Raw genomic sequence first — 20,901 nt, 5'->3', positions numbered from 1 at the left:
GGCCATGCCCACCGTTCTTATCATTGACGACAACGCCGCCGTCGCCATGGCGCTCGACGTGCTGTTTTCGCTGCACGACATCGCTACGCTGCGCGCACTCTCGCCCGCAGAAGGCCTGGACTTGCTGGCGCGGGAACCAATCGACCTGGTCATCCAGGACATGAACTTCACGGCCGACACCACATCAGGCGAAGAAGGCGTGGCGCTGTTTCGCGCGATCCGCGCGCGCCACCCCGACCTGCCGGTAATCCTGCTCACTGCGTGGACGCATCTGGACGCGGCGGTCGACCTGGTCAAGGCCGGCGCCGCCGACTACCTGCCCAAGCCGTGGAACGACGAGCGCCTGCTGGCCAGCGTCAGCAACCTGATCGAACTGGGGCAAGCCAACCGCGCGCTGCGCAGCCGCCTGCAGCACGAACGCAAGGCGCGGCTGGCGCTCGAGCAGAACTTCGATCTGCGCGGCCTGGTCTGGCAAGACCCGGCCACCGAACGCGTGCTGCACCTGGCTTGCCAGGTCGCGCGCGCCGACGTGCCGGTGCTGATTACCGGCCCGAATGGCGCTGGCAAGGAGCGCATCGCCGACATCATCAAGGCCAATTCGCAGGTGGCTGACGGCCCGTTCGTGGTGCTCAATTGCGGCGCCCTGCCGTCCGAACTGATCGAGGCCGAGTTGTTCGGCGCCGACGCCGGCGCCTACACGGGCGCATCGAAAGCGCGCGAAGGCAAGTTCGAGGCGGCCAATGGCGGCACGCTGTTCCTCGACGAAATCGGCAACCTGCCGCTGGCTGGCCAGATGAAACTGCTGCGGGTGCTGGAAACGGGCCGCTTCGAGCGCCTGGGCTCGAACCGCGAGCGCCAGGTGCGCGTGCGCGTGATCAGCGCCACCAACGCTGACCTGGGCGCGATGATCCGCGCCGGCACCTTTCGCGAAGACCTGTTCTACCGCCTGAACGTGATCGAGCTGCGCCTGCCGCCGCTGGGCGCGCGCCCGGGCGACATCCTGCCGCTGGCCCGTTCGTTCCTGGCCGCCGGCAAGGCACTGCACCCGGCCAGCGAAGCGGCGCTGATGGCCTACCCGTGGCCCGGCAATGTGCGCGAACTGAAAAACGTGATGGCGCGCGCCAGCCTGCTGTCCCATGGCGATACCGTCATGGTGGCCGACCTGGGACTGCCGGCAGCGAGCACGCCGGCACCGGTATCAGGCCAGGAAGCGGAGCCGGACCGCGCCGCGCTCGTGGCGGCCCTGTCGCGTGCGGGCGGCGTGGTGGCGCAGGCGGCGGCCGACCTTGGCCTGTCGCGCCAGGCGCTGTACCGCCGCATGGAGCGGCTGGGCATCGCGCGGCCATGACGGGCAGCGCGCACCAGCCCAGGTTTTCGCTGGTCACGCGGCTGTCGGCGCTGGTGGGCACCCTGCTCGCGCTCGCGGTAATCGCTGCGCTGCTGCTGGATCACCTGCTGCCCGCCCGGCCGCTGCTGGTGCTGACCATCTGCCTGCTTGGGCTGGTGCCACTGGCCGTCATCACGCTGCGCGCGCAGCTGCAGCCCGTGCTGTCGCTGTTTCGGGCACTCGAAGGCACCGTCGACAGCTACCGTGACGGCGACTTTTCGTGCAGCCTGCACTGGCCATACAACGATGAACTGCGCGACCTGATTGCCGCCCACAACAACCTGGGCAACGTGCTGCGCGAGCAGCGCCTGGGGCTGGTGCAGCGCGAACTGCTGCTCGACTCGATGGTGCAGAACACGCCGGTGGCGATGCTGCTGGTGGCCGATTCGACGACGCCCGGCGGCGCCATCGTGTTCGCCAACATCGCCGCGCGCCAGTTGCTGGCGCAGGGGCGCAAGCTCGAAGGCCACAGCCTGCGGGCGGTGCTCGATGGCGCCTCGGCAGCCCTGCGCGACGCGCTGGCGCGCGGCGTCGATGGCCTGTTTACCGCTGGCGAAGGCGAGGCCGAAGAGGTCTATCACCTGGCGCGCAGCACCTTCACGCTCAATGGCCGGCGTCACGAGCTGCTGCTGCTGCGCCACCTGACGGTCGAACTGCGGCGCCAGGAAGTCCAGACCTGGAAAAAAGTCATCCGCGTGATCAGCCACGAATTGAACAACTCGCTGGCGCCACTGGCGTCGCTCGCGCACTCCGGGGCCGAACTGGTTCGGCGCGGCCAGCTCGAACGCCTGCCGCAGATCCTGGAAACGATTGGCGAACGCACGCGCCACCTGGAGAGCTTCATCTCGGGCTACGCGCGCTTTGCCAAGCTGCCCACGCCCCGCCTGGAAGCCTGCAGCTGGCCAGCCGTGGTCACGCGCCTGGCGGGTCAGGTGTCCTTTACCATCGCGGGCGAGCTGCCACCGGATGCAGCCTGGATCGACGCCGCGCAGCTCGAGCAGGCGCTGCTCAATCTGTTAAAGAACGCGCACGAGTCGGGCTCCCGGCCTGACGACGTGCAGTTGCAGATACGGCGCGTGCAGGACCAGGTGCGCATCGACGTGATGGACCGCGGCACCGGCATGAGCGACGCGGTGCTGACCCACGCGCTGGTGCCGTTCTATTCGACCAAGCGCGCCGGCACTGGCCTTGGTCTTGCGCTCGCACGCGAGATCGCCGAGGCGCACGGCGGGCGCATCCTGCTGGCCAATCGCGACGGCGGCGGCCTGGCCGTGACACTGTTCCTGCCGGCGCTGGCGGCGACCTGAGAGCCTGCATCGGCGGCTCTGGTAACATCGGCTTTGCCCTCCACTGCTTCGTGCCATGTCCGCCAAGTCACCCACCGTCATCGATCCGCGCTTCGCCCAGCCCGGCCATCCCCCTGCCACCATCGACGAATTCGAGGGCGTGCGCTTCCTGCACCTTGGCACCTCGTGGGTACAGGGCGCGATGCGGCTGGCCAAGCCGGACACGATCGAGCTTGAATACGTGCAGATGATGATGATGTGGACGCTGTTCCAGAGCGCGCCGCGCCACGTCGTGCAGCTTGGCCTGGGCAGCGCCGCGCTGACCAAGTTCACGTATGCCCGCTTTCCCGATGCGCGCGTGACGGCCGTCGAACTCAATCCCAACGTAATCGCGATCTGCCGCGCCCTATTCGGCCTGCCGGAGAACGATACGCGCCTGGACGTGCGCGAGCAGGACGCGATGGACTTCGTGCTCGATCCGGCCAACCACGGCAAGGCTGACGTGCTGCAGGTGGATTTGTACGACCAGGACGCGCGCGGCCCGGTGCTCGATTCGGAAGCGTTCTACCAGGGCTGCCTGGATTGCCTGGCGCCGGGCGGCGTCATGACCGCCAATGTGTTCGGCGACTTCAGCAACTACGACAAGAATTTCCTGAACATGGAACAGGTGTTCGACGCCGTCGTCTGGCTGCCCGAGGTGCACGATGCCAATGTGGTGGTGGTGGCGTTCCGGGACGCGCCGCAGCTGGACTTTTCAGTGCTCTACGAGCGCGCCGGCGAGATCAAGCGGCGCCTGAACCTGCCGGCCAAGAACTGGGTGAACGGCCTCAAGGAATGGATGCGCGACCATCAAGGCTGAGATGGCGCGCCGTGCCCGCCCGATGCCCCGGCTCGGGCGACGCTACACCCAGTTCGGACGCTGGCACCGGCGCACCCAGCACCGCGAACACGGTGCCGCATGACTCGCGCTCGAGCGCCAGCACGGGGAACACGCGTTCCAGGTTGGCGTACTTGGCCCAGGCGCCCGCACCGCGCGACTGCGTTGGCGGAATCGACATCGCGGCATAGCCGCGCGCGCCGCCCTCTACTGCTTCGATGCTGCGCCCGCGCGCTGCCCGTGCGTCGTCCAGTGGCACCGGGATGTCCGACGCGTCGAGACAGCGCACGCGCAGCTGCGCGCCCGGAAGTGGGTGGTCGTTGATCTTCTGGTTGGGCGCGTGCCACAGCTGCATCAGGACGATGCCGGTTGCGCTGTGGGCGTCCCAGGCGCTTTCGAGACTGCCGTAATGCTCGAGGCCATAGCGTTTGCAAAGCTGGGTGATATTCATGCTAATCGTTCCGTTGCCGTTGGCGCCGTTCCCGGACACGCCGGGCGGCGGGATCCTGCATGGCGCGCAGCAGGATCGCTCGTGAGACGTTGCAGCTTTCGAGGTACACCAGCCCTGCGTTGACGCCGCGTGTCTCGGCCAGGAATAACGCATATTCGGTGGCAAGCGCGGTTCGCTCGTCGGTTCGTCGCTGGATCATGGTGTGGCTGCCTGAGGTGGTCGGCGGATTTCGCCCGCGCGGCGCGCGGGCATGGTGAAATCCAGTCGGCGGAATGAACCGCCTGCCGCCGTGCCTGTTTGGCATGGTTAATGGCTATCGTAGCTTGTCGCGAGCCGCGCACATTTGAAAAACTTGTTAAATAACGTAACAATAAAACAATACTTTTCAAACATAATTTCTTATGGAAAAGTGCTTAATACTCAAAGCATTATTCGCTGCTCATGAAAGTATTGTTTAACGAGCAAACCTGTCTCATTTGTACGACGCATTTGCTCCGGAGACACGTTCGTACTTACTTATTTCACATGCTCGGTCGTCGGCACCCCAACCCCGTTGCTAAGATTAAATAATGCTCTGATAACAGGGCGACATAAAAATCGATGAAAAGGGGACAGAGGATGATGAAACAAACACTGCCACGACGCGCCCTGCTGGCGTCGGCCCTGTTGGCGGCGCTCGCACCAGCCAGCGCACAGGAAGCCGACAGCAATATGTCGCAGGTCGTGGTGCTCGGCTCGCGCACCCAGGCCAAGACGGCGCTCGATACCGCCGTGCCCGTGGGCCTGATCAGCACCAAAGACATCCAGTCGGCCGGTACGCTCGAACTGGGCAAGGTGCTGCAAGACCTCGACCCGTCGTTCAACTTCACGTCGACCTTCGTCAGCGACGGCACCGACATCATCCGCCCCGCCACGCTGCGCGGCCTCGGCCCCGACCAGCTGCTCGTGCTGATCAACGGCAAGCGCCGCCACCAGCAGGCGCTGGTCAATGTGCAGCAAACGATCGGCCGCGGCTCGGCCGGCACCGACATCAACGCCATCCCCTTGTCGGCGATCCAGTCGATCGAAGTGCTGCGCGACGGCGCCGCCGCCCAGTACGGGTCGGACGCCATTGCGGGCGTCATCAACATCATCCTCAAGAAGGGTGTCGGCAACGGCATCGTCAGCGCCAGCGCCGGCACGACCGACGAAGGCGATGGCGACACCTACTCGGCCAGCGCCAGCCGCGGCTTCGCGCTGGGCAGCGACGGCGGCTACCTGAACCTGTCGGTCGAAGCGCGCAAGCGCGACGAAACCAACCGCGCCGGCCTGGACACGGCGCGCGTCAATCCGCCGCGCGTCACGCAGCGCCTGGGCGACAGCAACGCCAAGGATTACTACCTGTGGATGAATTCGGCCCTGCCGATGGGTGGCGGCGAGCTGTATGCGTTCGGCGGCGCCTCGAAACGCAAGGGCGATTCGGGCGGCTTCTTCCGCCCGAAAGAAGATGGGCGCAACGTGCCAGCGGTGTACCCGGAAGGCTTCCTGCCGAACATCGTCACCACCGTGCAGGATGCCTCGCTCGCCGTCGGCTACCGCCACGACCTGGGCAAGGACTGGTCAGTGGACGCGAGCGTGAATCACGGCCGCAGCCAGCTCCAGTTCCACGAACGGAACTCGATCAACGTCAGCTACTGGTACGAGAACGGCGAATCGCCGCGTGAAGCTGACACCGGCACGCTCAAGTTTGAGCAGACCACGTTCAACCTCGACTTCAAGGGCCCGGTGAACCTGATGGGCGGCGAGCTGTTCGTCGCCGCCGGCGTCGAGTGGCGCCGCGACAATTACGAGATCGAGGCGGGCGACCCGGTCTCGTACCAGTACGGCCGCACCAACAACCCCGCCATCATCATCCGCGACCAGACCGGCGGCATCGCCGCATCGGGCATCCAGGGCTTCCCGGGCTACACGCCATCGACGGCGGTCGACCAGGGCCGCCATAACACGTCCTTCTACGTCGACCTGGAGCGCAAGTTCGGCCCGGATGTCTCGGTCGGCGCGGCAGTGCGCCACGAGCGCTATTCGGACTTCGGCAACACGACGATCGGCAAGCTCAATGCACGCTGGGACCCGAGCCGTTCGTTCGGCCTGCGTGGCAGCGCATCGACGGGCTTCCGGGCACCGGGCGTGCAGCAGAAGTTCTACAGCTCAGTCTCGACCAACCTGAATGCGGCCGGCGTGCTGACCGAAACGCTGACGGCGCGCGAAGACAGCGCCGTCACGCGCGCTTTCGGCATCGCACCGCTGAAAGAAGAAACGTCAAAAAGCGCCAGCATCGGCGTGATCCTGCGGCCAACCACCACGTTCTCGCTGACCGCCGACGTGTACCGCACGAAGATCGACGACCGCATCGTGTTCTCGAGCACGATCTCGCCAGAGTCGGGCGCCTGCGCAACGCCTGCCGCATGCCCGATCCGCGCCATCCTCGATCCGCTGCGCGTGGGCCAGGCGCAGTTCTTCACCAATGCGATCGACACCTCAACCACGGGCCTGGACCTGGTGGCACAGCAGACCATCCGCGGCCAGGGCTCGACCCTGGTGCTGTCCGGTCAGCTGGGCTTCAACAAGACCGAGGTCAAGGCGCGCAATTCGCAATCGCCCGTGCTGACCGGCGCGCAGCTGTTCGACGATGCACAGGTGACGCTGATCGAACGCGGCCAGCCGCGCAAGCACCATGTGGTCTCGGCCGACTACACGGCCGGTGCCTGGAACGTGACGGGCCGTGCGAACTACTTCGGCGAAGTACAGGGCCAGGGCTTCACGGCGCCATTCGTGCAGACGTGGGAAGCCAAATGGATCGTCGACCTGACGGGCCGCTACACGTTCAACAAGAGCCTGAGCCTGTCGGCGGGGATCAACAACCTGTTCGACACCTACCCAACCAAATGGGACCCGGTACGCGCAGCACCCTTCCCGCAGCTGGGCTTCACGTATTGCTGGGAGACCTGCCCATTCGGGATGAACGGCCGCACGGCGTATGTGAAGGCGGATTACACGTTCTGATGGGTTGATAGTTCAACAGCGGGGGTCAGGTCTGACATTCGGACACGACCTCTGCAAAACAGCGGGGGTCAGGTCTGACATTCGGACACGACCTCTGCAGAACAGTGGGGGTCAGGTCTGACATTCGGATACGACCTCTTCACTAGTCGCTCAATTCGCGCTCGAAAAAGTAAAGCGACGTTCGCCTTTATGATCGATTTCGGCACGGTAATTGCACAGTCGTCTGAAGACCCATCACTAAGGTTGGGGCCGTGTCCGAATGTCAGACCTGACCCCGGCTTTTTTCACGTGACCCCGGCTTTTTTCACGATCGATTTCGGCACGGTTGTTGCATAGCCGTTCTGAAGACGCATCGCTACGGCTGGGGCCGTGTCCGAATGTCAGACCTGACCCCGGCTTTTTTTCAGCGTCGCTCGCGCCACCACAGCAGCAGCATGGCCGCTGCAAACACGAGGGCGAATGGCCAGGATGGTGCGGGGCGTGTTGGTCCGTTCACCGGCTGGATCTGCGAACGGGCCGCGTAGCGTGCTGTTGCGGCGCGCCGCTCGGCTGCCTGCCATTCGGGCCAGTCGTTCTTCGCGTACACGTAGATTGCATGCGGGCCGGCGTTCAGGTCCTGTAGTTGCAACCATCCTGCCTTTTGCGGCCACAGCGCTGCGCATGATGCATCGGCGCGGTCTGCGCGACGCTGCCAGCCCAGCGACTGCTTCAGATCGGGGAGCGTCAGCTGGCCACTGACGCCGCGCGCGCAGAGTTCCAGGCGCTGGCCTGCCAGCGGCATGTCGCCTGGTGCCAGCCATTCGGTCTTGTGCCGTTCTTCGACACCCACGCGGTCCAGCACGCCCTGCCACCACAGTGCCAGTGCTCGTGGCTCGGCGATCGCGTGGCGATGCCATTCGGTGACGCCAAGCCAGGCGATGCGGCCCTGTTGCCAGTCGCGGGTCCAGACCATATTGTCAGTGCCGCGCCATGGACCGGCGTCGCGCGATGCGGGCAGCAGCGAGGCCACCGGCATCTCCAGTGGCGCATCAATCTTTGCGCCCAGTGGCTGTGCGCGCAGCGGCAGTTGCAGCGTGCGTGACCAGACGCCTGGATCGTTCGCGTTGCCGCCCAGGACCAGCAGCGGCATGCCCTTGGCCACGCGGTCCAGCAGCGCGGTGCGTTCGCCGGACGCCATCCGCTCGAAGCGTGCGGCGTCGATCACCATCAGGTTGGGCGAGGCCATCTCGGTGCGCGGCGCCTCTGTGCGCGTGATTGCGCGGCCCAGCGTGACTTGCCAGTCGAGCAGCGCGCCACTGCTGGTCAGCATGTCGTTCAGCACGCGCAGGTCGAACGATGGCGCGCCGAAGCGGCCGACGACCTGTAGCGGCGTCGGCGCGTGCACGGTGAACGGGACCGGTCCCTCTGCAATCACCTTGTCTTTGGCGTCGAGCAGCCGCGCCTTGAGCACGACGCGTTCGGCCACCGGCGGCATCCAGTCGACGCGCAGGTCACCGGTGCCGCGCACTTCTGCGAGCGGCTGGCCATTCTCGGCCAGCAGCTGCAGCCGCGCGTCGATCTTGTCTTCGCGCTTGATGGTCAGCGTGAACTGGCGGCCCAGTGCCACCTGACTGGGGAACTCCAGCCGCAGCGCGCTGCCGCGTGGCGCCTCCCAAGCCAACGGCCGCGCCGGCAAATCGTTCCATTCGGCGGCGCGCAGGCCGTCGCCTTTCAGCGTCAGGCTGCTGATTCCCTCCAGCGACGCTGGTGGCGCAGCCGGATCGATGGCCAGCGTGCGGCCGCCCTCGCCCGGCATGCGCAAGTCCAGCGCGAACAGGCCCAGGCTCGCGGCGGCGACAACGACCAGCAGCGCATCGAGCCACTGGCGGCGGCGCAGATACAGGCCGGCGCTGACGATGCCTGCGACTACGATGGCGGCGATGAGCCACTGCTGGTTCATGGCTTGGTCGCTCCATCAGCCGACTCGCGCCAGCGGCGCGCGAACGCCGTATCGACACTGGTCTTCGCCTGCAACAGTACTTGCCCCTGCCCCGCGCCGGAACGCAACCAGGCGCGCAGCACCGGGCGGCAGGCGATGCAGCCGTCGGCCACGTCCTGGATCGCACGCTGCGCCGCCAGGCGCTGCTCGTCCTCGACCAGGCGCGTGCGCACCCAGTCGTTCGCGGTGCGCATCCACAGCGCCGGCAGCGCGGCCTCACCCGACAGCGCCTGCACCAGCGTGCGCAGTTCTTCCGGCAGCGCCGCCGCCTGCTCTGCCTGCGTGCGGCGGTAGCTCGCGGCGCCGTCCATCTCGCCGGTCATGCGCTTTTCTTCCTTGATCGGTGGCGGCGTGAAGGCGGTCTTGTGCAGGTAGATGCGCTCGGCCTGCTGCAATTCCTTGATCGCTTCCAGGGCCTTGTGCTCGGGGGCCAGTGCGCTTTTCGGCGTGACCGCGCGCAGCGATTTTTCGGCGTCCCACATCGCGACCAGCACGCGCCGCAGCACCTTCTTGGTGCCTTCGTCGTACATCGTCGCATTCTCGGCTTCGTCGTGCGCGTGGCCGTAGGTTGCCAGGATCTGCTGCGTCTCGTTGACGATGCCGCCCTTGCGCTGATTTGGCTCGCCATGATCGTGGTCATGGCCACCGGGCGCGTGGTCGTGGCCCTCGTGACCTTCTTCTTCGTCAGGCTTCTCGGCAGCGCGCGGCGCCTTGGCCGCTTCTTCGCCGAACAGCGTCGACTCTTCACCCAGGAACTGGCCATAACGGCGGCGCAGCTGCGCCTGGTCGTCGCCGATCCGCTCGCTGCGGTCACGCACGTCGGCAGCGGCGAGCTTCGTGCTGCGCATGTCGGCGATCAGCTGTTCGGTGTCGATGATGATCTGACGCTGGCTGCGCAGCGATGCCGGCTTCACCAGCGACGGCATCGCCGCACTTTCTTCGGCTTCCTGCTCCGGCGCCGGGCGCCGCACCGTGTAGGTGGGCGATTGCACGGTCTGCGCGCGGCCCGCGTTGTCGGTCGCGCGGACGAAAAAATACAGCTCGTCGCCCGGCTCCATCGCCAGCTCGCTCAGCGCCCACGTCTTGGACCAGTTGCGCAGCTTCGGATTGCTCGACGCCGGCAACGGCATCTCGCGATCCGTAAAACGCACGTTCTCGCCGCTGCCCTGCGCGAGCGTCATGTGCAGCGTCGCGCGGGTGATCCGGTAGTCGTCCTTCACCTGGACCGTCATCGTGGTGCCCGTCGCGTTGTCGCGCAGGTCCTGGATCATCTGGGTCGGCGCACTGATCGTGATCTCGGGCGGCGCATCGGGAATCACGCGCAGCGTGTGGCGCGCGCCGCGCCAGCGCCAGACGACCGATTCGGTCGCCGTCCAGCGCGCGCACTGTTCACCGGGTTCGAGTGTTTCACCGTTACCCAGCTCGATTTTATTGTTGCCGCCCGTGCCACCGGTCAGGCACCACGTCACGACGGTCTGCTCCGGCACCTGCAGGTCGCGCGGCGCCGATTCAGATGCCGCCACGCCCGTGTAGGCCGGCGGCGCGAGCTTGAGCGTCAGGCCGGCCAGCGTGGCGGCGGTCGCACTGCTGACGGGGCTGGGCGGCGTGACCGTGCCATCTTGCGCCGGCCGCGTGGTCGCGTACCACACCATCCCCGCCAGCACCGCGCTCACCAGCAGGATCGGCAGACCGCTCGAAACATGCTGGCGCGCGATCTGGCGCAGTTGCTGGCGCGAGACGGCCGCATCGAGCCGCGCAAACAGGCGCTGCTGCTGCAGGCGCGCGATCGGCGTGTCGGCGGCGTCGAGCAAGGCCGCGCTGTCTTCCATCTCGGGCACGGCGCCATCGAGCCACGCCGGCCATTCATACGCCACGCGGCGGCGCAGCTTGACCCAGTCCAGCGCGCACCAGCCGGCCCAGGCCAGCAACCCAGGACCCGACGGAATGACCAGCCAGGGCAAGGCCCCGCCGATCCAGAGCGGCATGCGGCGCAGCTGGGCTGCGCGCCATACGCGTTTGGTGATCTCAACGCCTCCGTGCATGCGCGAGACTCCTTTCAAGGACGAACAAGCCAACCAGGATGGCCAGCAGGATGTCGCGCAATGCGCCGCTCGGCGCCGGTGCGTTGGCGCCTTTCGAGGCGGCGAACGTTTGCGACGGCAAGGTGTAGGGGCGCGGCCCGATGTGCAGCTGCTGCCAGGTGTCGAGCAGCGCACGTGCGGCGTCGACATCCTGTGGCGGCCATGCGGGGTGATGCCACAGGCGGCCACGCACGCTGTCGGCGTACTGCAAACCGTTCAGCGTGCGTGCCTTCGCCAGCTCGGGGAACGCCGCCGGGTTGGTCACCCACCACAGCGCCGCGCGCAGCGTGGCAGGCGGCGCCTCGGCGCGGTCCCAGATGATCAGGTCCGTCCTTGCGCCCGGCGCCTCATCCACGACGATCTTCTCGACACCATCCTGCGCCGCGAACAGGCGGCGCCAGGCTTGCGGGCGCTCGCTGGAGATAACTACATGCCGCTCGACGTTGGCTGGCGCAGTCGGCTGCGTGCGCACGGTCACCTCGCGGCCAAACACCGGCTTCGTGGCCGGCATCGGCACGTCACCCAGCACCAGCAGGCGCGCGTCGCCAGTCCATTCGCGTTCATGCGTGTGCAGCCAGCTCAATGCCTGCGCCGCCGGCAGCGTCACGCGCTCGGCCTTCGTCAGGCCAACCTGCGCCGCTTCGCGCTCGACCCAGACCGGATCGGCGCCGGCGGTTACGACCACCGTGTCGCCACGCCACGGATAGACGGGATCGGCCAGCCACGCAATCAGGCAGGCCAGCAATAACATTCGGACCAACAGCAGCAGCGGATCGCTCCAGCGCCACACGCGCGTCTGTTTCGGCTCGGTGCGCGGCAGGAAGCGTGCGGTGGCCATGAGCGCGGCCTGGTTCTGCACGCGCTTGCGCCGGTGCCACCAGACCGGCAGCAGCAATACGGGAAGCGCAAACCACCAGAGTGCATTCATGGGCGATTACCTCGATGGCCGGCGCAGCCAGCGCCGCAGCACGTCGCCCGGCGCCTGTTCGATGGCGGCCAGCGTCAACGGCATGTCATTCCTGCGGCACTGGGCCGTCACCCGATCGAAGTGTTCCATGCGGTTGCGGCGGTAGCCTTCCTTCAGGTCGGCGCCAAAACGGAACACCCCTTCTTCATGCTCGGGGTCACGGTACGCCTGCGTGTCCGGGAAGCTGGCGTCGATCTCGGCCTGCGTCTGCAGGCACAGCACGCGCACGTCGTGGCGCATCTGGCGCAGCCGGGTCAAGGCCAGCGACAGCGGCGACGGCCAGTCGAGCAAGTCGCTCGCCGCATAGATCGCGCTGGGCGAGAGGGCAAAGTGCAGGCTGGCCTTGAGCGTTGCGGCGTCCGGCAACTGGCCGGCAGGCGTGGCGCGCTGCAACTGCGCCAGCACGCGCTGCAGATGGCGCGGGCCGCGATTGGCGGGCGTGAACGTCACCTTGCCGTCGCTCAGGATCACCAGGCCGAACGCATCGCCCTGGCGCTGCGCGATGGCGGCGACGCAGGCCAGCAGCGTGCGTGCACAGGTCAGTTTATCGATGCCCTCAATGCTGCGGCTCGGTTCGGCCATCGACGCACTGGCGTCGAGGATCAGCCAGACGGCCACGTGGCTGTCGCGCTCTGCCTCACGCACAAAATAACGGTCGGCACGCGCGGCCAGCTTCCAGTCGACGCGGCGCCACTCGTCACCCGGCACGTACGAGCGGTACTCGGAAAACTCGACACCGGCCCCGCGCTCGCGCCCCGCGTGGATGCCGTGCCCGAGTCCGGCCAGCACGTGACGGATCACGAGATCGAGCCTGGTCGTGTGCGCGATCAGCGCCGGGTTCACGGACGACATTTTGCGATCGCCAATTACGCTACCTTGATCTCGCGCTGCAGCGCCTGCAACACGTCTGCAATGGCGATGCCATCGGCTTCGGCCTCGAAGTTGCGCAGCACGCGGTGCGCCAGCACTGGCAGCAGCATCGCGCCGATGTCGTCTCGCGTCACGGCCAGCCGACCCTGCATCAGCGCGCGTGCTTTCGACGCCAGCACCAGCGCCTGACCGGCGCGCGGCCCGGCGCCCCAGCCGATGTGCTTTTTCACCGCATCGACCGTGGTCTCGCTCGGGCGCGTGGCGCGTACCAGGCGCGTGGCATAGCGCACCAGATGGTCACCAATCTCGATGTCGCGCACCAGCTGCTGCAGGCGCAGCAGCGTGGCGACATCCATCACCGGCTCGGCGTCCTGCAAGCCGGCATGCGTCGTGCGCGAGACCATCAGCACTTCTTCGTCTTCGGTCGGGTACACGACATCGATGCGCAGCAGGAAGCGGTCCAGCTGCGCTTCCGGCAGCGGATACGTACCAGCCTGCTCGATCGGGTTCTGCGTCGCCAAAACAAAGAAGGGCCGTGGCAGCTTATGCGTCTGGCCGGCGAAGGTGACCGACCGCTCCTGCATCGCCTCGAGCAGCGCCGACTGCGTTTTTGGGGGCGCGCGGTTGATCTCGTCGGCCAGTAGCACTTGCGTGAACACCGGGCCAGGCTGGAAGCGGAATGCGCGCTGGCGCGTGGCCTGGTCTTCCTCGAGGATCTCGGTGCCGACGATATCCGACGGCATCAGGTCGGGCGTGAACTGCACGCGCCTGAACTGCATGTCGGTGGCCTGCGCCAGGGATTTCACGAGCAGCGTCTTGCCCAGCCCCGGCACGCCTTCGACCAGCGCGTGGCCACCGGCCAGCAGGCACGTGACGAGCAGGTTGACGACGTCTTCCTGGCCGATGATCACGCGCGCCATGCTGGCTTTGAGCTCGCCCACTTTCGCCGTCAGTGCAGCGATTTCCTGTTCGTCCCACGCTATCGAATTACTGTCAGCCACTGGTCATGCTCCCAACGCATATTGAATGATGTTCACTGCAAAGCGGGTGTTGTCCACCGCCAGAAATCGCTTGTTGCGAAAGTCGTAGTCCCATTCGCAGCCATAGTCCTTGTTCGAGTACAGCACGCGCACGCGCCCGCCAATCTCGATCGCCTTCAGGTACTCGTGCACCAGATCGTCTCCCCAGCCATTGAGCTCCATGCCGGTCGTGGGGGGGCCGTCCTCGAACTTGAAGAAGCACGAGTACAGCGGGTGCTTGTTCGGGATTTTCTTCAGCGCGTTCAAGCCGAAGATCTTCGCCATCTCGGCCTCGAACGACTTGGCAAACAGGCCGTCGATGTCGTGGTTGCAGTCGTCCACAAAAACAAAACCGCCGCCACGCACGTACTGTTCGAAGTTGCGCCGCTCCGCAGGGGTGAACTGCACCAGCTTGTGGCCGGCCAGGTAGCAGAACGGGGCCTGCAGCATCTTCGGGTCGGACAAGGCCACCATGCGTTCCGTCGTATCGACCCGCAGCGTGGTGTACTCCACCAGCGAGTTCAGCACGTTGCTCGGCATGCGGACATCCACGTCCCAGTTGCCCGATTCGTACATCAGGCGCGTGAAGTAGAAGTCAAAACTGGCCATGGTTGCGCCCGACCGTCAGACCGCGTCCGACAGCGACGTGAAGTTGAAGTCGCGCACCTTCATCGGCGGCAGCACCATCTGGAACGGCACCTCGTCGCCACCGATGATCTGCGGCTTGCCCAGTTCATCGATGTTATTCAGGATCGTGACCGGGCTCTCGTTGAAGCGGAAGTTCTTGAGCGGGTACTTGATCTTGCCGTTTTCGACGTAGAACGTGCCGTCGCGGGTCAGGCCGGTGAGCAGCAGCGACTGTGGATCGACCATGCGGATATACCAGGTGCGCGTGACGACGATGCCCTTCTTGGTCCCCTCGATCAGCTCTTCCAGCGACTTGGTGCCGCCCGCCATGATCATGTTGCCGTGTTCCGCGGTGGCGCGCTTGCCCGTCTTTTGCGCCCAGTAGCGCGAATAGTCCAGCGAGGCGATGCGGCCATCCTTGATCAACTGGGTGCGCTCGCGCGGCAGCAGCGATTCGTTATCCCATGGCGCAACCGGTACGTCCTTGTCCCATGGGTCGGCCCAGACATTGACCTGGCTGTCGAACAGCTTGTCGCCCAGGCGGTTGCCCCCGCCCTTTTTGGCCAGGAAGCTGCGGCCTTCATCGGCCGAACGGGCCGAGAACGCGCTGAACATATTGCCCAGGATTTCCGATGTCGCCGCCGGCTCCAGGATCACCGTGTAGCGGCCCGGTTCCAGCGCGCGGGCGTCGACCGAACGCAGCGCCTTTTCGATGGCGACCTCGGATGCTTCACGCGCATCGAAGCGCGCCGCATCGACGGCGGCGCGGGTGACCCAGCCCGACCCGCGGCCGTCTTCGGTGCGCGCGGTGAGGCTGAACGACAGGTCGGTGAAATCCTGGTGGCCGAACACGCCGTTCGAATTGGCGATCGTCGAAAAGCGCGTGCTGTCGGTGAAGAAGCCCGCCGTGACGAGTTTCTTGGCGCGCGCCATCTCGATGCTGGTGGCCGCGACCGAAGCGCGGAAGTCCGGGTCGATCGCCGCGGTGGCCGGCACGAAGGTGCTGCTGGCGCGGTAGGCCTGCCTGGAGATCGCCGGCATGAACTCCGGGTTTTCCGGCGACAGGCGCGCCAGTTCTTCGGCGCGGCGGACGGCTTTTTCCAGCGACTTGTCGTCGAATTCGTTGACGGTCGCGGTGCCGCTGCGTTTGCCGAAGGCCACGCGCACGACGAGCTGCATGTCTTCGGTCAGGCCGGCGGTCGAGACGCTGTTGCGCGCAAAGCGCACGTTGCCCACACGGCTGCCTTCGATCGACACGGTGCACTCGTCGGCTTTCGACATGGCGAGCACGCGGTCGGTGATGCGTTTTGCTTGGTCCTGATTGAGCGCTTTCATCTTGATTTCCTCAGCCGATCTTGCGTGCGGTGTTGATGACATTGATGCCGTTGAAGCGCGTGGTGCTCGACCCGTGCGACACGGCGCTCACCTGGCTTGGCTGGCCCTTGCCATCGAAGAAGGACCCGCCCATGCGCCAATCGCGCTCGTCGCAGATCGCCGTACAGGCATTCCAGAATTCCTGCGTGTTGGCCTGGTAGGCCACGTCTTCCAGCGGGTTCGTGATCTTGCCATTCTTGATCTCGTAATACAGCGTGCCGCCGAACTGGAAGTTGTAGCGCTGCTGGTCGATCGAGTACGAACCGCGGCCCAGGATATAGATGCCCTTCTTGACGTCGGCCACCATCTCATCCGGGGTGAGCCGGCTCTTGCCCGGCTCGAGCGACACGTTCGGCATGCGCTGGAATTGCACCGTGCTCCAGCTGTCGGCGTACGAGCAGCCGTGCGATTCCTTCTCGCCGATGATGTGGGCCTGGTCGCGCGTGGCCTGGTAGTTCACCAGGACGCCGTTGCGGATGATGTCCCACTTCTTGGCCGCGACGCCTTCATCGTCGTAGCCGATCAGGCCCAGCGAGCCTGGCGTGGTGCGGTCCGCCACAAAATTGACGCGCTCGGCGCCGTATTTGAACGCCTTCGTCTGCCACTTGTCGAGGCCCGCGAAGCTGGTGCCCGCGTAGTTGGCTTCGTAACCGAGCACGCGGTCCAGTTCCGTTGGGTGGCCGACGTTTTCGTGGATCGTCAGGAACAGGTGTTCGGGGCTCAGAACCAGGTCGTACTTGCCCGGTTCGACCGACTTGGCCGACAGCTTTTCGCGTGCCTGCTTGCCGGCCATGCGGGCGTCTTCAATGATGTCGTAGGCGTTCTTGTACAGGCTCGTGACGCCGCCGGCGGCGCGCACCTTGTTCTCGGCGCGCGCGTCGAAGTATTCATAGCCCATCGACGCCGGGGCGCCCAGCCCGCCGCGCGAGCGGAACTTGCCGCTCTTCTTGTCGACGGCGGTGGCATTGATCGGCGCCCACAGGCGGTGGATGTCCTGGTCGATGTACGAGCCGTCGGTCGAGGCAAAATACTTTTGCTGGTTGATCTGGAAGAGCGACGCGGTCATGAAGTTCGCGCCCGCATCCAGGCCCGCCTTGTTGGCGGCGATCAGCATGTCGGCCTTTTCCTTGACCGGAATCGTGCGCCAGTCCTTCTTGAGCGGCGTGGCCCATGCCACTTCACCGACGCCCTTGACGGGCGCCAGGCGCACCGGCTCGGTCTGCAGTTTGGCGTTGGCCTTGGCAATCGCCACGGCCTGGCGCGCGGCGCCGGCAACGCCGTCGGTCGTCATGTCGTTGGTCGAGGCGAAGCCGTAGGCGCCGCCGGCGATCACGCGCACGCCGACGCCGCTCGATTCGGTGTTGTTGATGCTCTCGACGTTCAGGTCACGCGTGATGACGAACTGGTTCAGGTAGCGCCCGATGCGCACGTCGCAGTACGACGCGCCGGCTTGCGTCGCCGCGTTCATCGCGGTGTCGGCCAGGGCTTTCTTGGCGCTTGCCGCCATCGGGTTGAGCAGGTCTTCGGCCGCGATCGCGTTGCCAAAGACCGGAATGAAGATGGCGCCAGCGGTGCCGGCGCCGATATGCAGGAATTGTCGACGTTCCATGAGTTATCCGTTTACGTTTGCGCTCGCGTGAGCGCCTGCACGTCGTTCCCGCGGAGGCGGGAACCCAAGCTTGCATGCATTGCGACTGCTCTGCGGACTTGGATCCCCGCCTTCGCGGGGATGACGTGCGGAAGGTGCGGGCCTGGCTCCAGGCTACTGATACTTACACCGCGTCCGACAGCGACGTGAAGTTGAAGTCGCGGATCTTCATCGACGGGATCAGCATCGAGTAGCGTGCTTCATCGGCGCCGATGACCACCGGCTTGCCGATTTCCTCGATATTGTTCAGCATCGACACCGGGCTTTCGTTGAAACGGAAGTTCTTGATCGGGTGCTTGATCTTGCCATTTTCAACGTAGAACGTGCCGTCGCGCGTCAGGCCCGTGAGCAGCACCGATTGCGGATCGACCATGCGGATATACCAGGTGCGCGTGACCAGCACACCCTTTTTGGTATTGGCGATCAGTTCTTCGGTGGTCTTGTTGGTGCCGGCCATGATGATGTTGCCGGCCGCGCCCACTGCGCGCTGGTTCTTTTGCTGCGCCCAGAAGCGCGAGTAGTCCAGCGCATTGATCTTGCCGTCCTTGACCAGCTCCACGCGCTCGCGCGGCAGCATGTTGTCGTCCCACGGCAGCACCGCGACATCCTTGTCCCACGGGTCGGACCAGATATTGACCTGCTGGTCGAACAGCTTGTCGCCCAGGCGGTTCTTGCCGCCGGCTTTCGACAGGAAGCTGCGGCCCTCGTCGGCGCGGCGCGCATCGAAGCCACCCAGCATGAAGCTGAGCAGATCGGACGTGGCGGCCGGTTCCATGATGACCGTGTAGCGGCCCGGTTCCAGTGCCTTGGCGTCGACCGAGCGCAGTGCTTTCTCGATCGCGATTTCGGCCGCTTCGCGCGGATCGAATTTTGCGGCGTCGCGCGCCGAGCGCTTGACCCAGCCCGAACCGCGGCCGTCTTCGGTGCGCACGGTCAGCGTGAAGTCGAGCGAGCTTGCGTTCTGGTGGCCGAACAGGCCATTCGAGTTGGCGATGGTCTGGAAGCTGGTGCGGTCGGTGAAGAAGCCGGCCGACACCAGGCCGCGCTTGCGGCAGCCTTCGATCGCATAGGCCGCAGCCTGCGCGCGGTATTCCGGATCGATGTCGGCGGTCTTCTGCACGAACGTATCCGATGGCTTGTACGCGGTCTTGGCGATGGCCGGGATGAATTCCGGGTTGTCCGGCGCCAGGCGCGCCAGGTCCTCGGCGCGGCGCACCGCGCGCTCGATCGACTTGTCGTCGAATTCGTTGATGGTGGCGGTGCCCTGCTTTTTACCGAAGGCGACCTGCACCTGGATGCGGGTGTCGTCGGCCAGGCCGGCAGTCGAGACAGCGTTGCGCGCGAAGCGGATATTGCCGATCCGGTTGCCCTCGATGTTGACAATGCATTCATCGGCTTTGCTCAGCGAGAGCACGCGGTCGGTGATGCGTTTGGTTTGTTCCTGGGTCAAGATACTCATGTGCGCCCCTGCTTAGCCGATCTTGCGAGCGGTGTTGATCACATTGATGCCGTTAAAGCGCGTGGTCGACGAACCATGCGAGACGATACTGATCTGCGGCGGCTGTCCTTTGCCGTCGAAGAACGAGCCGCCCATGCGCCAGTCGCGTTCATCGCAGATGGCGCTGCAGGCGCCCCAGAATTCCTGGGTGTTCGACTGGTACGCCACGTCTTCCAGCATCTGGCCGATCTTGCCGTCCTTGATTTCGTAGAACAGCTGGCCGCCAAACTGCGAGTTGTAGCGCTGCTGGTCGATCGAGAACGAACCGTCGCCGACGATGTAGATACCCTTCTTGATGCCCTTGACCATTTCGTCGGGCGTGAGCTTGGTCTTGCCCGGTGCGAGCGAGACGTTCGGCATGCGCTGGAACTGGACTGTGTTCCAGCCATCCGCATACGAGCAGCCATGCGATTCTTTTTCGCCGATGATGTGGGCCTGGTCGCGCGTGGCCTGGAAGTTGACCAGGATGCCGTCCTTGATGATGTCCCAGCGCTTGGACTTCACGCCCTCGTCGTCGAAACCGATGGCGCCCAGCGAACCTGGCGTGGTCTTGTCGGCGAAGATGTTGACGATCGGGGAGCCGTACTTGAAGGTCTTCGATTGCAGCTTCTCGAGCGTGGCGAAGCTGGTGCCGGCGTAGTTGGCTTCGAAGCCCAGCACGCGATCGAGTTCGGTCGGGTGGCCGACGTTTTCGTGGATGGTCAGCCACAGGTGCTCGGGCGCCAGCATCAGGTCGTACTTGCCCGGCTGGACCGACTTGGCGGTCAGCTTGCGCTTGGCGTCGCGGCCTGCGGCGCGGGCGTCTTCGATGATGTCATACGATTCGGTGTACAGCGTGGCGATGCCGCCGGCGGCCTTGATCTTGTGCTCGGGCCGCGCGTCGAAGTACTCGTACCCCTTGCCCACCGGGGAGCTGAGGCCCGCGCGCGAGCGGAACTTGCCGCTGGCCTTGTCGACCGCGGTGGCCGAGAACGGCGCCCACAGGCGATGCACGTCCTGATCGATGTACGAGCCGTCGGTCGAGGCAAAATACTTTTGCTGGTTCACCTGGAACAGCATCGACTGCATGAAGTTCGCGCCGCCTTCCATGCCGGCCTTGTTCGCGGCGATCAGCATGTCGGTCTTCTCGGCGATCGGCACGGTGCGCCAGTCTTTCTTGATCGGGGTGCTCCACGAAACGTCGCCCACGCCCTTGACTGGTGCGAGACGCACCGGTTCGGTCTGCAGCTTGGCGTTCGCCTTGGCGATTGCCACGGCCTGGCGCGCCGCGTTGGCGATGCCATCGGTCGACATGTCGGACGTCGCGGCAAAGCCGTACGCGCCATTCACGATCACGCGCACGCCCACGCCGGCCGACTCGGTGTTGGCCACGTTTTCGACGTTCAGCTCGCGCGTGGTGATGAACTGGTTGAGGTAGCGACCGATGCGCACGTCGGCGTAGCTGGCGCCGGCCTTGGTGGCGGCGTTGAGCGCGACATCGGCCAGCGCCTTCTTGGCGGCCACTGGCATGCTGCTGGTGAGCTCTTCGGCAGCGATGGCGCGACCGAAAGGCAGCAGCATCGAGGCGGCTGCCCCGCTGCTGAGATTAAGAAAGGTACGGCGTTCCATGAGATCTCCTGAATAACCTTCGTCCGGGCAGCGGTTCCGCGAACAGCTCGGGCCGCTCTTGTAATTACAGCTCTTATGCTTTGGTTTTATGACAGATGAAAACGTGACAAACCGCTCAACCATAGCAGTAAGTTAAGCTTTTGAATAGGCAATTGTTGTGCCACCTCAATGCACAAATATGTACGTAC

16 protein-coding genes are annotated in these 20,901 nt (G+C 65.4%); 4 read left to right on the top strand and 12 right to left on the bottom strand.

Annotated features, from left to right (window positions below):
* The first annotated feature begins 4 nt into the window (after positions 1-4).
* From NX775_RS17490 to NX775_RS17480, 3 genes are read left to right on the top strand one after another with little or no spacing between them, the layout of a single operon-like run.
* The gene (locus NX775_RS17490; RefSeq protein ID WP_258837143.1) at positions 5-1,348 is read left to right on the top strand and encodes a sigma-54-dependent transcriptional regulator; all 1,344 of its coding nucleotides are present in this window, start codon (positions 5-7) and stop codon (positions 1,346-1,348) included.
* Entirely contained in the window at positions 1,345-2,694 is a 1,350-nt protein-coding gene (locus NX775_RS17485) for a sensor histidine kinase (protein WP_258837142.1), read from the top strand. Before NX775_RS17490 ends, NX775_RS17485 begins: the two co-directional genes overlap by 4 nt.
* A 55-nt stretch (positions 2,695-2,749) precedes the next feature.
* Entirely contained in the window at positions 2,750-3,532 is a 783-nt protein-coding gene (locus NX775_RS17480) for a spermine/spermidine synthase domain-containing protein (RefSeq protein WP_258837141.1), read from the top strand.
* Here the strand turns inward: NX775_RS17480 and NX775_RS17475 are convergent.
* Together NX775_RS17475 and NX775_RS17470 are read right to left on the bottom strand one after the other, a co-directional pair.
* Entirely contained in the window at positions 3,501-4,001 is a 501-nt protein-coding gene (locus tag NX775_RS17475; protein WP_258837140.1) for a hypothetical protein, read from the bottom strand. The genes NX775_RS17480 and NX775_RS17475 overlap by 32 nt on opposite strands.
* 1 nt (position 4,002) lies before the next feature.
* Positions 4,003-4,200, bottom strand: a complete 198-nt coding sequence (locus NX775_RS17470) for a hypothetical protein (RefSeq protein ID WP_258837139.1) — start codon at positions 4,198-4,200, stop codon at positions 4,003-4,005.
* A gap of 419 nt (positions 4,201-4,619) precedes the next feature.
* Here NX775_RS17470 and NX775_RS17465 point away from each other — a divergent pair, with 419 nt between their 5' ends.
* Positions 4,620-7,043 (top strand): TonB-dependent receptor plug domain-containing protein, encoded by a 2,424-nt coding sequence (locus NX775_RS17465; RefSeq protein ID WP_258837138.1) that lies wholly within the window; start codon positions 4,620-4,622, stop codon positions 7,041-7,043.
* Between the two features lie 403 nt (positions 7,044-7,446).
* On the opposite strand, the gene NX775_RS17460 is transcribed toward NX775_RS17465, so the two are convergent.
* The 10 genes from NX775_RS17460 to NX775_RS17415 form a co-directional block, all read right to left on the bottom strand.
* Complete coding sequence (locus NX775_RS17460) at positions 7,447-8,982, bottom strand: hypothetical protein (RefSeq protein ID WP_258837137.1); 1,536 nt, start codon at positions 8,980-8,982, stop codon at positions 7,447-7,449.
* Positions 8,979-11,063: a DUF4175 domain-containing protein gene (locus tag NX775_RS17455; protein WP_258837136.1), complete on the bottom strand. Its 2,085-nt coding sequence runs from the start codon at positions 11,061-11,063 to the stop codon at positions 8,979-8,981. The genes NX775_RS17460 and NX775_RS17455 overlap by 4 nt, the downstream gene beginning before the upstream one ends.
* Complete coding sequence (locus NX775_RS17450; RefSeq protein ID WP_258837135.1) at positions 11,047-12,030, bottom strand: BatA domain-containing protein; 984 nt, start codon at positions 12,028-12,030, stop codon at positions 11,047-11,049. The genes NX775_RS17455 and NX775_RS17450 overlap by 17 nt, the downstream gene beginning before the upstream one ends.
* 6 nt (positions 12,031-12,036) lie before the next feature.
* A complete protein-coding gene (locus NX775_RS17445; protein ID WP_258837134.1) occupies positions 12,037-12,921 on the bottom strand; it encodes a DUF58 domain-containing protein in 885 nt (294 codons plus the stop codon).
* A 14-nt stretch (positions 12,922-12,935) separates the two neighbouring features.
* Positions 12,936-13,940 (bottom strand): AAA family ATPase, encoded by a 1,005-nt coding sequence (locus tag NX775_RS17440; RefSeq protein ID WP_258837133.1) that lies wholly within the window; start codon positions 13,938-13,940, stop codon positions 12,936-12,938.
* 3 nt (positions 13,941-13,943) lie between these two features.
* On the bottom strand, positions 13,944-14,567 hold the full coding sequence (locus NX775_RS17435; RefSeq protein ID WP_183554362.1) for a DUF4159 domain-containing protein: 624 nt from the start codon (positions 14,565-14,567) through the stop codon (positions 13,944-13,946).
* A gap of 15 nt (positions 14,568-14,582) precedes the next feature.
* The gene (locus NX775_RS17430) at positions 14,583-15,920 is read right to left on the bottom strand and encodes a TldD/PmbA family protein (protein WP_258837132.1); all 1,338 of its coding nucleotides are present in this window, start codon (positions 15,918-15,920) and stop codon (positions 14,583-14,585) included.
* 10 nt (positions 15,921-15,930) lie between these two features.
* On the bottom strand, positions 15,931-17,568 hold the full coding sequence (locus NX775_RS17425) for a TldD/PmbA family protein (protein ID WP_258837131.1): 1,638 nt from the start codon (positions 17,566-17,568) through the stop codon (positions 15,931-15,933).
* A gap of 163 nt (positions 17,569-17,731) precedes the next feature.
* On the bottom strand, positions 17,732-19,066 hold the full coding sequence (locus tag NX775_RS17420) for a TldD/PmbA family protein (RefSeq protein WP_258837130.1): 1,335 nt from the start codon (positions 19,064-19,066) through the stop codon (positions 17,732-17,734).
* 12 nt (positions 19,067-19,078) lie between these two features.
* Positions 19,079-20,713: a TldD/PmbA family protein gene (locus NX775_RS17415; protein WP_183554370.1), complete on the bottom strand. Its 1,635-nt coding sequence runs from the start codon at positions 20,711-20,713 to the stop codon at positions 19,079-19,081.
* Positions 20,714-20,901 lie beyond the last annotated feature (188 nt).

The sequence above is a fragment of the Massilia aurea genome, from assembly GCF_024753205.1.
Classification (GTDB): domain Bacteria; phylum Pseudomonadota; class Gammaproteobacteria; order Burkholderiales; family Burkholderiaceae_D; genus Telluria; species Telluria aurea.
The sequence above is the reverse complement of the archived record's forward strand: the minus strand, read 5'-3'. Positions and strand labels throughout refer to the sequence as shown.